The 13,994-nt window shown below is 69.7% G+C and carries 14 protein-coding genes and 1 tRNA gene; 10 read left to right on the top strand and 5 right to left on the bottom strand.

Annotation, left to right across the window (positions count from 1 at the left end; genetic code table 11):
• The first annotated feature begins 19 nt into the window (after nucleotides 1–19).
• From EDF23_RS13335 to EDF23_RS13325, 3 genes are all read left to right on the top strand, one after another.
• Nucleotides 20–799, top strand: a complete 780-nt coding sequence (locus EDF23_RS13335) for an alpha/beta hydrolase (protein ID WP_131921916.1) — start codon at nucleotides 20–22, stop codon at nucleotides 797–799.
• Nucleotides 800–880: 81 nt separating this feature from the next.
• A complete protein-coding gene (locus EDF23_RS13330; RefSeq protein ID WP_131921915.1) occupies nucleotides 881–1,912 on the top strand; it encodes an aldo/keto reductase in 1,032 nt (343 codons plus the stop codon).
• A 240-nt stretch (nucleotides 1,913–2,152) separates the two neighbouring features.
• Entirely contained in the window at nucleotides 2,153–2,860 is a 708-nt protein-coding gene (locus EDF23_RS13325) for a DUF3800 domain-containing protein (protein ID WP_165901128.1), read from the top strand.
• A 104-nt stretch (nucleotides 2,861–2,964) separates the two neighbouring features.
• Here EDF23_RS13325 and EDF23_RS13320 read toward each other — a convergent pair.
• A tRNA-Thr gene (locus tag EDF23_RS13320) sits at nucleotides 2,965–3,040 on the bottom strand.
• Between the two features lie 37 nt (nucleotides 3,041–3,077).
• Nucleotides 3,078–3,485 carry a peptide-methionine (R)-S-oxide reductase MsrB gene (gene msrB / locus EDF23_RS13315; protein WP_131846058.1) on the bottom strand — a complete coding sequence of 136 codons (408 nt, stop codon included), beginning with the start codon at nucleotides 3,483–3,485 and terminating at the stop codon, nucleotides 3,078–3,080.
• 65 nt (nucleotides 3,486–3,550) lie between these two features.
• Between msrB and EDF23_RS13310 the strand changes: the two genes are divergently transcribed.
• From EDF23_RS13310 to EDF23_RS13280, 7 genes are all read left to right on the top strand, one after another.
• Nucleotides 3,551–4,024 (top strand): GNAT family N-acetyltransferase, encoded by a 474-nt coding sequence (locus EDF23_RS13310; RefSeq protein ID WP_165901127.1) that lies wholly within the window; start codon nucleotides 3,551–3,553, stop codon nucleotides 4,022–4,024.
• The gene (locus EDF23_RS13305) at nucleotides 4,024–5,103 is read left to right on the top strand and encodes a DUF2332 family protein (RefSeq protein ID WP_131921913.1); all 1,080 of its coding nucleotides are present in this window, start codon (nucleotides 4,024–4,026) and stop codon (nucleotides 5,101–5,103) included. Before EDF23_RS13310 ends, EDF23_RS13305 begins: the two co-directional genes overlap by 1 nt.
• 96 nt (nucleotides 5,104–5,199) lie before the next feature.
• Nucleotides 5,200–5,541 (top strand): DUF3263 domain-containing protein, encoded by a 342-nt coding sequence (locus EDF23_RS13300; RefSeq protein WP_243648920.1) that lies wholly within the window; start codon nucleotides 5,200–5,202, stop codon nucleotides 5,539–5,541.
• Complete coding sequence (locus EDF23_RS13295) at nucleotides 5,538–6,143, top strand: LytR C-terminal domain-containing protein (protein ID WP_111085223.1); 606 nt, start codon at nucleotides 5,538–5,540, stop codon at nucleotides 6,141–6,143. The genes EDF23_RS13300 and EDF23_RS13295 overlap by 4 nt, the downstream gene beginning before the upstream one ends.
• Nucleotides 6,144–6,324: 181 nt before the next feature.
• Complete coding sequence (locus EDF23_RS13290) at nucleotides 6,325–6,528, top strand: cold-shock protein (protein WP_111085222.1); 204 nt, start codon at nucleotides 6,325–6,327, stop codon at nucleotides 6,526–6,528.
• 261 nt (nucleotides 6,529–6,789) lie between these two features.
• On the top strand, nucleotides 6,790–8,412 hold the full coding sequence (gene groL, locus EDF23_RS13285; protein WP_131921912.1) for a chaperonin GroEL: 1,623 nt from the start codon (nucleotides 6,790–6,792) through the stop codon (nucleotides 8,410–8,412).
• Between the two features lie 286 nt (nucleotides 8,413–8,698).
• Nucleotides 8,699–9,595 carry a hypothetical protein gene (locus EDF23_RS13280; RefSeq protein ID WP_123936848.1) on the top strand — a complete coding sequence of 299 codons (897 nt, stop codon included), beginning with the start codon at nucleotides 8,699–8,701 and terminating at the stop codon, nucleotides 9,593–9,595.
• Nucleotides 9,596–9,719: 124 nt separating this feature from the next.
• On the opposite strand, the gene EDF23_RS13275 is transcribed toward EDF23_RS13280, so the two are convergent.
• The 3 genes from EDF23_RS13275 to EDF23_RS13265 all read right to left on the bottom strand — a co-directional run bounded on the left by EDF23_RS13275 (nucleotide 9,720) and on the right by EDF23_RS13265 (nucleotide 13,954).
• Nucleotides 9,720–11,444, bottom strand: a complete 1,725-nt coding sequence (locus EDF23_RS13275; RefSeq protein ID WP_131921911.1) for a HAMP domain-containing sensor histidine kinase — start codon at nucleotides 11,442–11,444, stop codon at nucleotides 9,720–9,722.
• A 65-nt stretch (nucleotides 11,445–11,509) separates the two neighbouring features.
• Nucleotides 11,510–12,205, bottom strand: coding sequence for a response regulator transcription factor (locus EDF23_RS13270; RefSeq protein WP_017888045.1), 696 nt, complete (start codon nucleotides 12,203–12,205; stop codon nucleotides 11,510–11,512).
• 51 nt (nucleotides 12,206–12,256) lie between these two features.
• Nucleotides 12,257–13,954: a DNA repair helicase XPB gene (locus tag EDF23_RS13265; protein WP_131921910.1), complete on the bottom strand. Its 1,698-nt coding sequence runs from the start codon at nucleotides 13,952–13,954 to the stop codon at nucleotides 12,257–12,259.
• Nucleotides 13,955–13,994 lie beyond the last annotated feature (40 nt).

Raw genomic sequence — 13,994 nt, 5'->3', positions numbered from 1 at the left:
CCGGTACCCTGGAGGGGACATGTCACTCGTCCCCGAAGCGCCCCGTCCCCGCGTCGTGATGTCGCCCGACGGCCTCCGGCTCGCGACCTACGACTTCGGCGATCCCGACGCCCCCGCGGTCGTCGCGGTGCACGGGTTCGCTTCGGGTGCGGTGCTGAACTGGCACGCCTCGGGCTGGACCCGCGACCTCGTCCGCGCCGGGTACCGCGTGCTGGCGTTCGACCAGCGCGGGCACGGCGCGAGCGCGAAGCCGCGCGACCCCGGTGCGTACTCGATGGACCTGCTCGTGGCGGACGTCACCACCGTGATCGACACGTACCTGCTCGACGAGGTCGCGTTCCTCGGGTACTCGCTCGGTGCACGCGTCGGGTGGCACACCGCCGAACGGCTGCCGGACCGCATCACCCGCGCGGTGTTCGGCGGGATCCCCGACGCCGACCCGATGCGCCGCGTGCGGGTCGACCAGGCGAAGGCGTACCTGGCGGACGGCACACCGATCGAGGACCGCGTGACCAACGGCTACCTGACCATGGCGGGGAACGTCGAGGGGAACGACCTCGCGGCGCTCGTGGCGATGGTCGAGGGGATGCGGAACAGCATCGAGCCGACGCCCGACAACGCCCCCGCGCAGCCGATCCTGATGGCCGCCGGCAGCGAGGACGGCATCCGCGACAGTGCCGTGCGGTTGGCGCAGGCGGCCCCGGACGCGTCGTTCTTCGAGATCCCGGGGCGCAACCACTTCAACGCGCCGACGTCGCGGGCGTTCCGCGAAGCCGCGCTGGCGTTCCTGCGTTCCTGACCGCGGCGCGTTGTCCGCCCCGCGCTGAGGGGTACTCGTAGGTCCTCGCTGTCGCCGGACACCGCGCGTACCGTCCCCGCCATGGACTACAGACTCCTCGGCAACAGCGGGACATCGGTGTCGACGCTGACCCTCGGCACCATGACGTTCGGCAGCGAAGCCGACGAACCCACCTCCCACACCATCATCGACACGTTCGTCGCGGCCGGCGGCACCCTGATCGACACGGCCGACGTTTACTCGGGCAACGAGTCCGAGCGGATCATCGGCCGCTGGCTCGCGGCGCACCCCACCGAGGCGCAGCAGGTCGTCCTCGCCACCAAGGGCCGCTTCCCGCAGGGTGACGGACCGAACGACGTCGGCCTGTCGCGCCGGCACCTTCGGGTCGCCCTCGACGCCTCGCTCGAGCGCCTGGGCGTCGAGCACATCGACCTGTACCAGATGCACGCCTGGGACGCCCTGACGCCGATCGAGGAGACGCTCCGGTTCCTCGACGACGCGGTCTCCGCCGGCAAGATCGGGTCCTACGGGTTCTCGAACTACCTCGGCTACCAGATCACGAAGGCCGTGTACGAGGCGAAGGCGCACGGTTGGGCGCCGCCGGTCACCCTGCAGCCGCAGTACAACCTGCTCGTCCGCGACATCGAGCACGAGATCGTGCCCGCCAGCCTCGACGCCGGGATCGGCCTGCTGCCCTGGTCGCCCCTGGCCGGAGGCTGGCTGTCCGGCAAGTACCAGCGCGACGAAACGCCCACCGGCTCCACCCGCCTCGGCGAGAACCCGGCACGCGGCATGGAGGCCTGGGAAGCGCGGAACGGTGACGAGCGCACCTGGGCCGTCCTCGACGCGGTGTCCGCGGTCGCCGACGCGCACGGCGCATCGCGGTCGCAGGTCGCCCTCGCCTGGTTGCTCGCCCGGCCGGCGGTGACGAGTGTGATCCTCGGCGCCCGGACCGTGTCCCAGCTCGAGGACAACCTCGGTGCGGCCGACCTCGTGCTGACCGACGCGGAGCTCACGCAGCTCACCGACGCCAGCGCACCGCGCATCGACGACTACCCGTACGGCACCGCGGGCGTCGCACAGCGGGGGCGCAAGATCACCGGCGGGCGCTGAGGATCCGTGCACGTTCGTGCGGATTCGCGCTGATGTGGGGCCCGGGTGTGGACGCACGGTTCGGTGGGGTGTCATCCTCTTCGCACGACCGGCTGGTTACCGCGTCCAGCGCCCGGAACACTCCCTGATCCGTGTTCCACACGCGCCGATGCCCCGGGTGAGTGATCGCCCGGGGCATCGCTTCGTGCTCGGCAGTGCGTCGCGATCCCTGCCGCGCATCGTGTACGGCAGTATTCCAGCGTGCTGCTCTGTTTCGTCGACGAATCGTTCAAACCGGACCTCTACGGGTTCGGCGCCGTGATGGCGGATGCCTCGCAGACCCGTTGGCTCACGCAACGCATGCACGAGATCGTCGCCGCGCTCCAGGAGTACGGCGTCGAGCCGCAGACGGAGCTCCACGCCCATCCGATCTTCCACGGAAAGGGAGCATGGAGCGGGGTGCCTCCGCGCGTGCGCGTGAAGGTGTTCCTCGACGTCGTCGAAGCCGTTGTTGCCTCCGGCGCGACCGTGTTGCTCCGCGGCGCTCGGCCGGAGCAACTCCGCCGTTACCAGGACACGCGTGGGTTCCGCGATCGGCACACTCCGGAGCAGGTTGCGTTCCAGCACCTGCTGCAACGGGTGGACAGGAGGGCCGGCGACCTGGAGATGCATGCCCTGGTCATCGCGGACGAACGGTCGGATCGGGACCGTCATCGTGAGCGCTTCGCGGTGTACCAGGCCTACGGGACCCCGGGAACGTACATGCAAACCCGGCTTGAACGGCTTCTCGACACGGTGCACTTCGCGCCGAGCCACTACTCGAGGCTGCTGCAGGTCGCTGATCTCGTCGCGTTCGTCTGGGTGCGGTCCCAGACCGTCGACGAACGGGATCATCGTCAGGCGCGGGTCCTCTCTGCACTCGTCTCGGACATCGAGAGCTGCGCGTACAGCGCGGGGGTCTGGCCCTGACGAGTGCGGAGTGGGAGAAGCCCCGGACGCACGACAGCCCCGCTCGCGGCGGGGCTGAAGGCGGTGCGGGCGGCGAAGAGGTCGCGGCCTGCGAATCCAGTATATGGGGCCGGCAGCGGGACTTGAACCCGCAACCCCCGTATTACAAGTACGGTGCGCTACCAATTGCGCCATGCCGGCTGACGCCGCTCATCTTACCGGTGAGGGCGTCGGGGTCTCACTCGGCCGGCTTCTCCGAGAAGTTCAGCGAGATCGAGTTCATGCAGTACCGGTCGCCGGTGGGCGTGCCGAAGCCGTCGGGGAACACGTGGCCCAGGTGCGAACCGCAGTTCGCGCAACGGACCTCGGTGCGCACCATGCCGAGCGACTTGTCGTCGATCAGCTGCACGGCGTCGGGGTTCACCGACTCGTAGAACGACGGCCAGCCGCAGCCGGAGTCGAACTTCGTGCCGCTCTTGAACAGCTCTGCGTTGCAGGCCGCACAGGTGTAGACGCCGGCACGCTCCTCGTCGAGGAGTTCACCGGTCCACGGCCGTTCGGTCCCCGCCTGACGCAGGACGGCGTACTGGTCCGGGGAGAGGTCCTCGCGCCACTGGGCGTCGGACTTGTCGACGTTGTATGCCATTGTTTCCTCCTGCTTCCGGTCGGGTTCTTCCGGGCACTCCCGACCACTTCAGTAAACTCGCGACGATGTCCGAGCATTCCGTGCACCACGCCCGCTGGACCCGTCTGACGACGGACGAACTGTACGGCATCGTGGTGCTCCGGAACCGCGTCTTCGCACTCGAACAACGGGTGACGGCCGAGGACTTCGACGGCCGTGACCGCGAGCCCGAGACCGAGCACTGGTGGTTCGGTACGGACACCGAAGCGGTTGGGTACCTGCGCCTGATCCGACCGGCTGCGGACGAGGAGCACCCGGCGGATGCACCGCCGCCGTCCTGGGTGATCGGCCGGGTCGCGACGCACCCCGACCACCGTGGGCAGGGCATCGCTGGCCGGCTCGTCGCCGCAGTGCTCGCGGCCCACGGGCACGAACCCGTCGTCCTGCACGCCCAGGAGTACGTCGCTGCGCTCTACGAACGCCACGGCTTCGTCCGGTTCGGGACGCCCTACGACGAAGCCGGCATCCGGCACGTCGGCATGCACCGCCCGGGGCGCTGATGGACACCCTCAGCCGCTACGCCGCCTACGCCGACCGCATCGAGGCCGTGTCCCCGTCCTACGCCGCCTGGGCGCGGTCGCTCGACCCCGCGTTGGTCGCGCTCCTCGACGAGGTCGCCGAGCAGCAGCGGCAGCCGGAACTCTTCTTCGCGGTCGCGCGGCGGCTCGGCGCGGATCCGTCGGACCCCGGTGCGCTGCGCGCGATCGGTCGGGAGGCCCGCCCCGCCCTGGTCACGGCCCTCGCCTCCGCCACGGTGCAGGCCAACGACCCGCGGCGGCTCGGTCCCGTCGTCCCGCTGTTCGCGGCGCTCGCCGAGCGGGCCTCGCGGCCGCTCGGGTTGGTGGACGCAGGGGGCGCCGCCGGGCTCTGTTCGATCCCGGACCGGGTCACGCTCGACCACCGGACGTCGGAGTCCCGGGTGCCGGCGGATCGCGCCCCGGTGCTGTCGTCGCGCCCCGACTCCTCGGGGCGCGACGACCACGGCGGGGTGCGCACCGAGCTCGTCCGGATGCACACGGCGGTCGACGACCCGTCGATCCGGCTCGTCGTCGAGGCCTCGGGGACGGTGCCGGCTCCGGCCCGCGCGCCGATCCGCGTCGGTGCGAGGGTGCTGCTCGACCCGAACCCGATCGACCTCGCCGTACCGGGCGCGTTCGACCGTCTGGTCGAAGCGGTCCCACCAGAGGCCCTGGACCGGACCGCCCTGATGCGCGAGGCGGCGCGCGCGACGCTCGCCGTGCCTCCCGTGCGGATCCGGGGCACGCTGCCGGGCGACCTCGACCGCGCACTGGACGCCCTGCCGGACGACGTGGAGCCGGTCGTGCTGACCACCGGCACCCTGGTCTACGTGCCGGGTGCCGAGCGCCAGCGGTTCGTGGACCGCGTCCGCGAACGCGGCGTGCACTGGATCGCGCTCGAACGCACCGGGATCCTGCGCGGTGTGGCGGCGACGCTGCCCGACGACGTCGACGCGGCGGATCCGGACGCCTTCGCCACGGCCTCGATCGACGGCACCGCGGTCGCCGTCTCGGACCCGTTCGGCACGCGTGTGCGCTGGTTCCGCGACCCGAACCTGTGACCGGTGTTCGCGACAGTCCAGCGCCGTGCCAGGGTCCGGATGCTCTCCGCCCCTACGATGTGCGAGACCCGTTACCCGACCGTGATCGGAACCGCCGTGACCAGCCCCACCGACGAGCACCGTGCTGACGAGCGCCGCGCTGACCAGCACCGCGCTGACCAGCTCAGCGAGCTCGCGCAGCGTGTGCTGTCGTTCGAGCACGACCGGGCACGGCACGACCGCACGAAGGAAGCGGAGATCCGGGTCGAGTTCGAGATGTCGGCGGCGCGCTACTACCAGGTGCTGAACCGCGTGATCGACTCGCCCGCGGCACTCGCGTACGACCCGCAGCTCGTCACCAGGCTGCAGCGGCTCCGGCACGCGCGCACCAGCGCCCGGGCGACGCGCAGCTTCGTCGCGCCCGGTGCTGCTCCCGAAGGACGTGAAGAGGAACGATGAGCACCAGATTCCCCCGTGACCGGTTCGACGACGTCGCCGACGGCCCTCGGGTCGGCGCACACCGCGGTGCCCAGCGCCGCGGCCGTGGCTGGATCGCGTTCGCCTGGGCGGCACTCGCCACCGGTGTGCTCGTCGGCATCGGCGTGCTCGTCCTCGCGCTCCTGAACGGCAGCTACTCGTTCAGCGGCTCGGACTCGCCCTCGGCGTCGACGAGCTCGTCGGCCACGTCGAAGCCGTCCGCGTCCGCCACCTCGAAGCCCTCGGCATCGTCGTCGGCCGGGTCGGGTGCCGACTCCGGAGCCGCTGCCGCGACGCCGGCACAACAGGGCACGACCACCGTCGTCGTCCTGAACGGCACGACGACCACCGGTCTCGCCGCCCGCGCCAGCGCCACGCTGACCGGTGCCGGCTGGCAGGTCGCCTCGACCGGGGACGCCGGAACGACCGGGTCGACCTCGACCGTCGTGTACTACCAGCAGGCCGCACAGGCGGCGGTCGCGCAGGGCATCGCGAAGCAGCTCGGGGTCACCGCCGTGCAGCAGTCGGCAGCGTTCCCGAACGCCGACGTGAGCGTCGTGCTCGGGGCCGACTACACCGGCTGATCCGCATTCCGCGGGCGCTCCCCACCCGCATTTGTGACGGTCGTGTTTCGGGCACGTTGATTTCTGACGGAATCGACGTGAAACAACGTCACACCTCTTGCCTGATCGGCGCGCTTCGAGCAGAGTCCCTTGCAGACGGCGAACACGTCGTTCGCACGGCAGTACCAGGGAGCAAGAGATCATGGCCAACGGAACCGTGAAGTGGTTCAACGCTGAAAAGGGCTTCGGCTTCATCACCGTCGATGGAGGAGGCCAGGACGTGTTCGTGCACTACTCGGCCATCGACATGTCGGGTTACAAGGTCCTCGAGGAGGGCCAGGCAGTGGTGTTCGACGTCGGCACCGGGTCGAAGGGCCCGCAGGCGGAGGCAGTCCGACCGGCCTGAACGCACGACACTCATCGCGAACGCGCCGTCCCGTCAGGGGCGGCGCGTTCGTCGTGCGTGGCCCGCGCTGCATGACGTGCGTGGCGGGCGGTCCGCGGCAGTGGTCGGGGTGCGCTGTTGGCGGGGCGTGTCCTGGGAAGACGTGACGAGCCTCCCGATCGTGTTGCACTCGCACCGGTCGAGTGCCAGAATCGGCGTTGGCACTCGCTCACGTTGAGTGCCAGCACGACCCCACGACGTCCGGGAGGGACGAGAACTCACATGGCTAAGATCATTGCTTTCGACGAGGAGGCCCGCCGTGGCCTCGAGCGCGGCCTGAACCAGCTGGCCGACGCCGTGAAGGTGACGCTCGGCCCGCGCGGCCGCAACGTCGTCCTCGAGAAGAAGTGGGGCGCCCCCACGATCACGAACGACGGTGTCTCCATCGCCAAGGAGATCGAGCTCGACGACCCGTACGAGAAGATCGGTGCGGAGCTCGTCAAGGAGGTCGCCAAGAAGACCGACGACGTCGCCGGTGACGGTACGACCACCGCGACCGTCCTCGCCCAGGCACTCGTCCGCGAGGGCCTGCGCAACGTCGCAGCCGGCGCCGACCCCGTGTCGCTCAAGCGCGGCATCGAGAAGGCCGTCTCCGCCGTCTCCGACCAGCTCCTCGCCAACGCGAAGGACATCGAGACCAAGGACCAGATCGCCGCGACCGCGTCGATCTCGGCTGCAGACCCGACCATCGGCGCGCTCATCGCCGAGGCCATCGACAAGGTCGGCAAGGAAGGTGTCGTCACCGTCGAGGAGTCGAACACCTTCGGCACCGAGCTCGAGCTGACCGAGGGCATGCGCTTCGACAAGGGCTACCTGTCGCAGTACTTCGTCACCGACCCCGAGCGTCAGGAAGCCGTCTTCGAGGACGCCTACATCCTGATCGTCAACTCGAAGATCTCGAACATCAAGGACCTCCTGCCGGTCGTCGACAAGGTGATCCAGGCGGGCAAGCAGCTCCTGATCATCGCCGAGGACGTCGACGGCGAGGCCCTGGCCACGCTCGTCGTGAACAAGATCCGCGGCATCTTCAAGTCCGTCGCCGTCAAGGCCCCGGGCTTCGGTGACCGCCGCAAGGCCATGCTGCAGGACATCGCGATCCTGACCGGTGGCCAGGTCATCTCCGAAGAGGTCGGCCTCAAGCTCGAGAACGCGACGCTCGACCTGCTCGGTCGTGCCCGCAAGGTCGTCATCACCAAGGACGAGACCACGATCGTCGAGGGTGCCGGCGACGCCGAGCAGATCGCCGGCCGTGTCCGTCAGATCCGCGCCGAGATCGACGCGACCGACTCCGACTACGACCGCGAGAAGCTCCAGGAGCGCCTCGCGAAGCTCGCCGGTGGCGTCGCCGTCATCAAGGCGGGTGCCGCGACCGAGGTCGAGCTCAAGGAGCGCAAGCACCGCATCGAGGACGCCGTCCGCAACGCGAAGGCTGCCGTCGAAGAGGGCATCGTCGCCGGTGGTGGCGTCGCCCTCATCCAGGCCGGCAAGGTCGCGCTCGACGCACTCACCCTCGACGGTGACGAGGCGACCGGTGCGAACATCGTCCGCGTCGCCATCGACGCACCGCTCAAGCAGATCGCGCTGAACGCCGGTCTCGAGCCGGGTGTCGTGGCCGCCAAGGTCCGCGAGCTCGAAGCAGGTTGGGGCCTCAACGCCGCGACCGGCGAGTACGTCGACCTCATCGCCGCGGGCATCATCGACCCGGCCAAGGTCACGCGCTCGGCGCTGCAGAACGCTGCGTCGATCGCTGGTCTGTTCCTGACGACCGAGGTCGTCGTCGCCGACAAGCCCGAGCGTGCCGCGGCCGCTCCGGCCGGCGACCCGACGGGTGGCATGGACTTCTAAGCAGTCCTGTTCGAAGGGCCCCGCACGCTGCGCGTGCGGGGCCCTTCCGCGTGCGGGGGGGCGCCGCTCAGGTTCGCCGAGCGGTCACCAGACGTCGGCAGCGCGAGCGCGTACCGACAGCAGGCGACCGGTCGCCGACGTGCGAACGGGGTGTTCTGGCCGTTGGTGGGCACGCGTGCCGGCTCGGGCGGAGCCCAGTCCTGCACAGGAGGCCCGGCTCGCCTCCTCTTCCACAGTCCGGTCCGCCCGTGCCTCACGTCCCCCTCCCGCGCCTCAAGCTGGCCAGATGCCGACGCCGCGCCGCCTGCCCCGAGCCCTCGAAGTCCGCACCTTCACGGTGGCCGAGGCCGTGGGGAAGGGTGTGCATCCCGAGCGGCTCCGCCGGAGTGACCTCGTCGCGCCGGTCCGAGGTGTTCGCGCGCCGGCAGGGTCGGCGGACTTCCTCGAGGCCGTCGCGCAGGTGATGCGCCCTGATCAGTACTTCAGCCACACCACGGCCGCTCGGCTGTGGGGTGCGCCGCTTCCCGCGTCGATGCGGTCCGAGACGGCCGTCCACGTGACGACGGTTGAGAACGGGGTGCGGATGCGCCGTCCGAACGTCGTCGGGCACCGACGTGCAGAGCCCGAGGTGGTGGAGCACAGGGGCCACCGGGTCAGTGCCCCGTCCGCGATGTGGTTCGAGTGTGCTGCGAGTCTCGACGTCCCCGCGCTCGTTGCGGTCGGTGATCACCTGGTCGGCCGATCCGGATTGGCGACGATCGACGACCTCCGGGCGGCGGTGTTGCCGGGCAGCCGCTACGTCCGCCGGGCGCGGAGCGCGCTTGACCGGATCCGCGTGGGGGCAGAGTCCGCGATGGAGACCTGGCTCCGGCTCGCTGTCGAGGACGCAGGGTTCCCGGAGCCGGAACTCAACCTGGACGTGCACGACCCGAGCGGGCTGTTCCTTGGTCGCGTCGACCTCGTCTGGCCGGCGCTCCGGATCGGTCTCGAGTACGACGGCGACCACCACCGGGAGCGCGACGCGTTCCGTCACGACCAGCGACGCGACAACGGATTCGTGGTGAACGACTGGCTCATCATCCACGCGACGGCTGCCGACGCGGGGCGGCCAGCGGTGCTGTTGGAGCGGCTTCGCCAGGCCTTCGAGGCGCGGACGGTCACGATCCGTCTCCGCCGGACGTGAACTCCCGGCAGTCCGGCGCCACAGAGTGGTCGCAACGTGCTGTCGGGTGCACGTCGAGTGGTCAGGGCTCGTCGCACGGACAGTTGCGGGGCGACGGTTCGTGACCAGTCGGCAAGCGCCCGCGTCAGGCGGCGTAGTCGCGCGGCAGCAGCGGCAGCCAGACGCGGAAGGTCGCGCCGCCGCCCTCGGTGTCGAAGACCTCGACCGAGCCGTGGTGTGCCGCGACGATGCCCGACACGATCGCGAGCCCGAGGCCCGAACCACCGGTGTCCCGCGCACGCGAGGTGTCGGCACGCCAGAACCGCTGGAAGATCTTGTCGCGCAGCTGCGCCGGGATCCCCTCACCGTGGTCGATGACGTCGATGTGGGCCATGCCGCGGTCGTCGTCCACCCCGACGCCGATCTCGATCGGGTCGTCGTGCTCGGTGAACCGCATGGCGTTGCCCATCAGGTTCGTGACGATCTGGCGGATCTTGTTCTCCTCCGCCAGCACGATCGGGGGACGCTGGGGCATGACGACCGTCGGCAGCGGCGTCGTCTCGTCTGTGGGGGCGGCACCGGCCTCGATGTCCATCGCCCGGGTCCGCCGAGCACGCAGTCGCGCGATCGTCTGCCGCGAGAACGCGATGGGACCCGTGGTGTTCGCCGACGTGGGCGATGCCGGGGGGACCTCGCCCGTGTCGGACAAGGAGCCCGACGAGTCCGGCGACCCCGACGAGAGCGAGGACGACGACGCGGGCGGTCGCACGGCCTGCGGCACGCTCTCGCCCGTCATGGCGTCCTCGACCAGGACCTGGATCTCGCGGTCCGGGTTGGACGCCATGGTGTCGAGCGCCGAGTCACGGGCGATCGCGACGAGGTCGACCGGGCCGAGCTCGAGCGGCTTCGACTCGTCGATGCGGGCGAGCTGGAGCAGGTCCTGCACGAGCAGGCCCATCCGCTTCGCCTCTTTCTCGATGCGCTCCATCGCCTGGGCGACGTCCTCTTCCTTGCGCAGGGCGCCCATCCGGTACAGCTCGGCGTACCCGCGCAGGGACACCAGCGGGGTGCGGAGTTCGTGCGAGGCGTCGCCGACGAACCGGCGCATCTGGTCGATGGTGCGCTGGCGGTCCTCGAACGCGGTGTCGATGCGCTCGAGCATGACGTTGAGGGAGCGGTTCAGTCGCCCGACCTCGGTGTTCGGGGTGTCGGCCTCGAGGCGCTGGTTGAAGTCACCGGCGGCGAAGCGTGCGGCGGTGTCCTCGACGTCGCGCAACGGGTCGAACGTGGCGGTGACGAGCAGCCGTGTGAGCATGGCGCCGAGCAGGATCACGGAGATGCCGAAGCCCAGGAAGATGACGGTGAACCGGGCGATGGTCTGGTCGGTGTCGGCGCTCGACACCGCGACGAGCACGAAGCCCGTCTCGGTGGAGCCGCTCGTCTGGTTCTGCAGTGACGCCGGGATGACCTGGGCGCGCCACTCGTGGTTGTGCTGGCTGTCGTAGAGCGAGAAGCGCGCACCGTTCTGCGCCGCTGCGGAGAAGTCCAGTTCGCGGATGTCCGGGCGGCTCGATGCCTTCGTCTGGCAGATCTGGTCGCCGTCGGCGTCGTACGCGGCCACGTAGGCGCTCTGCGACAGCACGACCGACAGCTTGCAGTACTGCTCGCCGTCGCTGATGTTCTGGCCCTCGAGCTGCTCCGTGGTGCCCTTGACGTTGTTGTCGAGCTGCGCCATCAGGTACGTCGACAGGACGGTCATCGTGCCGAGTCCGGCCACGAGCAGGCCGAGCGCCACCAGGAGCACCGTGATCCCGGTGATCTTGGTGCGCAGGGAGATCCCGTCCCACCAGCGGCTCATTCGCGTGTGCATGCTGCCCCAACGATAGACAGCGGCCGCCCGGTGAAACCGGACGACCGCCGTGAAGAACGGAGGTGCTACGAGGCCTTGGACGCCTTGAGCATGTACCCGAAGCCGCGCTTGGTCTGGATGATCGGCTCGGCCGAGTACTGGTCGAGCTTGCGACGCAGGTACGAGATGTAGCTCTCGACGATGCCGGCGTCGCCGTTGAAGTCGTACTCCCAGACGTGGTCGAGGATCTGCGCCTTCGACAGCACGCGGTTCGGGTTGAGCATCAGGTAGCGGAGCAGCTTGAACTCGGTGGGGGAGAGCTCGATCTGCGCGTCGCCGATCGTGACCTCGTGCGTGTCCTGGTCCATGGTGAGCTCGCCAGCGCGGATGATCGCGTCTTCCTCGTCGTTCATGGTGCGACGGAGGATGGCCTTGATGCGGGCGACGATCTCGTCGAGCGAGAACGGCTTGGTGACGTAGTCGTCGCCGCCGACGGTGAGGCCGGTGATCTTGTCCTCGGTGTCGTCCTTCGCGGTGAGGAACAGGATCGGCGAGGTGTAGCCCGACGACCGCAGGCGCTTGGTGACGCCGAAGCCGTTCATGTCGGGGAGCATCACGTCGAGGATGATCAGGTCGGGTTCTTCCTCGAGCACGGCCGAGATCGCCTGTGCGCCGTTGCCGACGGCACGGACGGCGAACCCGGCGAAGCGCAACGAGGTCGTCAGGAGGTCGCGGATGTTCGGCTCGTCGTCGACGATCAGGATCTTGGGGCCATCGCTCATGGTCCTATCTTCTGACCGTTCCCTAATGGTTTCCTGAGAGCGGTGCGTACGTCAGCCCACGGGCGCCTGGACCTGATCGGCATCCAGGATCGTGTAGGAGTACCCCTGCTCCGCGAGGAAGCGCTGCCGGTTCTGCGCGAAGTCCTGGTCGACGGTGTCCCGTGCGACGAGCGTGTAGAACGACGCGGGCAGGCCGTCCTTGTTCGGGCGGAGCAGTCGACCGAGGCGCTGCGCTTCTTCTTGCCGTGACCCGAACGACCCGGAGACCTGGATCGCGACGGTGGCGTCGGGCAGGTCGATCGAGAAGTTCGCGACCTTCGACACGACCAGCACGTCCACCGCGCCGGCACGGAACGCGTCGTACAGCCGCTCGCGCTCGTCGACGGGCGTCGCACCCGTGATCTCGGCGGCGTCGAGGGACGAGGCCAGTGCGTCGAGCTGGTCGATGTACTGCCCGATCACCAGGATCTGCTCGCCCCGGTGCTTCTCGATGAGTTCGCGGACGACCGGGGTCTTCGCGGGTGAGGTGGCGGCGAGCCGGTAGCGTTCGTCGTCGCTGGAGGCCGCGTACTCCAGGCGTTCCTGGTGCGGCAGGTCGATGCGCACCTCGTAGCACTCGGCCGGGGAGATGTAGCCCTGGGCCTCGATCTCCTTCCACGGAGCGTCGTAGCGCTTCGGACCGATGAGCGAGAACACGTCGCCCTCGCGGCCGTCCTCGCGCACGAGCGTCGCGGTCAGGCCCAGGCGTCGGCGGGCCTGCAGGTCGGCGGTCAGCTTGAACACCGGGGCCGGCAGCAGGTGGACCTCGTCGTAGACGATGAGGCCCCAGTCGAGGGCGTCGAGCAGGGACAGGTGCGTGTACTCGCCCTTCCGACGGGCGGTCAGGATCTGGTAGGTCGCGATCGTGACCGGCCGGATCTCCTTGACGCTGCCCGAGTACTCGCCGATGTCCTCGGCCTGCAGGGTCGTGCGCTTGAGGAGCTCGCTGCGCCACTGCCGTGCGGACACGGTGTTCGTCACGAGGATGAGCGTGGTCGCCTTGACGGTCGCCATCGCCCCGGCACCGACCAGGGTCTTGCCGGCGCCACAGGGCAACACGACGACACCGGAGCCCTGCGCGAAGAACGTGTCGACGGCCTGCTCCTGGTACGGGCGCATGTGCCACTCGGCCGTGTCGAGGTCGATCGGGTGCGGCTGCCCCGGGGTGTAGCCCGCCAGGTCCTCGGCCGGCCAGCCGAGCTTCACGAGTTCCTGCTTGATCTGCCCGCGTGCCCACGGCTGCAGCTCGACCTCGGAAGGGGTCCGCATGTTGCCGAGCAGTGGCTTGATCCGCTTCGACCGGATGACCTCGGCCAGCACGGACGGGTCCTCGGCGGTCAGGAGCAGGACGGGCAGGCGCTCGAGTTCCTCGGCGGGGGAGTTCGCGATGACCGGGGCGTCGTCGCGTTCCTCACGCCGGATGACGAGTCGGCCGTAGCGGGACACCGTGTCGCGGATGTCCACGGTCACGCTCTGCGGCACCGGGAACTTCGCGAAGCGCTCGAGGGTGGCGATCATCGCCTCGGCGTCGTGTCCGGCGGCCCGTGCGTTCCACAGGCCGAGGCGGGTGATGCGGTAGGTGTGCACGTGCTCGGGGGCGCGTTCGAGTTCGGCGAAGGCCGCGAGCTCGTGGCGTGCGTCCTCGGCGTCGGGGTGTGCGACCTCGAGGAGCACGGTGCGGTCGCTCTGCACGATCAGCGGTCCGTTCATGACCTGCCAGCCTAGCCGTCGTCACCTGCGTTCGGGTGAC

It is taken from the genome of Curtobacterium sp. PhB128 (assembly GCF_004340725.1).
Taxonomy (GTDB): domain Bacteria; phylum Actinomycetota; class Actinomycetes; order Actinomycetales; family Microbacteriaceae; genus Curtobacterium.
The sequence above is the reverse complement of the archived record's forward strand: the minus strand, read 5'-3'. Positions and strand labels throughout refer to the sequence as shown.

What these genes read in the sequence shown, in the direction of transcription:
- EDF23_RS13330 (WP_131921915.1), top strand. Translation starts at nt 881, where the DNA reads ATGGACTACAGACTCCTCGGCAACAGCGGGACATCGGTGTCGACGCTG.
- EDF23_RS13280 (WP_123936848.1), top strand. Translation starts at nt 8,699, where the DNA reads ATGCCGACGCCGCGCCGCCTGCCCCGAGCCCTCGAAGTCCGCACCTTC.
- EDF23_RS13270 (WP_017888045.1), bottom strand. Translation starts at nt 12,205, where the DNA reads ATGAGCGATGGCCCCAAGATCCTGATCGTCGACGACGAGCCGAACATC.
- EDF23_RS13290 (WP_111085222.1), top strand. Translation starts at nt 6,325, where the DNA reads ATGGCCAACGGAACCGTGAAGTGGTTCAACGCTGAAAAGGGCTTCGGC.
- groL (WP_131921912.1), top strand. Translation starts at nt 6,790, where the DNA reads ATGGCTAAGATCATTGCTTTCGACGAGGAGGCCCGCCGTGGCCTCGAG.
- EDF23_RS13335 (WP_131921916.1), top strand. Translation starts at nt 20, where the DNA reads ATGTCACTCGTCCCCGAAGCGCCCCGTCCCCGCGTCGTGATGTCGCCC.
- EDF23_RS13265 (WP_131921910.1), bottom strand. Translation starts at nt 13,954, where the DNA reads ATGAACGGACCGCTGATCGTGCAGAGCGACCGCACCGTGCTCCTCGAG.
- EDF23_RS13305 (WP_131921913.1), top strand. Translation starts at nt 4,024, where the DNA reads ATGGACACCCTCAGCCGCTACGCCGCCTACGCCGACCGCATCGAGGCC.
- EDF23_RS13310 (WP_165901127.1), top strand. Translation starts at nt 3,551, where the DNA reads ATGTCCGAGCATTCCGTGCACCACGCCCGCTGGACCCGTCTGACGACG.
- EDF23_RS13275 (WP_131921911.1), bottom strand. Translation starts at nt 11,444, where the DNA reads ATGCACACGCGAATGAGCCGCTGGTGGGACGGGATCTCCCTGCGCACC.
- EDF23_RS13295 (WP_111085223.1), top strand. Translation starts at nt 5,538, where the DNA reads ATGAGCACCAGATTCCCCCGTGACCGGTTCGACGACGTCGCCGACGGC.
- msrB (WP_131846058.1), bottom strand. Translation starts at nt 3,485, where the DNA reads ATGGCATACAACGTCGACAAGTCCGACGCCCAGTGGCGCGAGGACCTC.